Genomic DNA, 282 nt, shown 5'->3' with positions numbered 1-282 from the left:
GCACACAACCCGAGTATTTTGTAACAAAGTTTATTTATAATAAAGAAGCAAATACCTACACTTGTCCGCAAGGTGCAACGCTAAGCACTACTGGACGATGGCACAAGAAAACAGGTCGAACAGAGGAAAGTGGTTATAGGTTCCAAAAATACCGCACACAACAGCTTGCAAAACCTGTCCAGTAAAAGACCAATGTACCAGCCGAAAAGGCGGAAGAGAGATTGACCGAAGTGAGTATGCTGATGCAGTAGAGGAAAACAACAAACGCTATAAAGCCAACCA

General features: G+C 42.9%; 1 pseudogene. It reads left to right on the top strand.

What is annotated here, in order from left to right:
* Positions 1–185 (top strand): annotated as a pseudogene (locus G6042_RS00435) (hypothetical protein); the annotation flags it as partial.
* Positions 186–282: the final 97 nt, after the last annotated feature.

This window comes from Flavobacterium solisilvae, from assembly GCF_012911605.1.
Lineage (GTDB): Bacteria > Bacteroidota > Bacteroidia > Flavobacteriales > Flavobacteriaceae > Flavobacterium > Flavobacterium solisilvae.
Note: the sequence above shows the minus strand (reverse complement) of the source record. Positions and strands in the feature narration are given on the sequence as shown.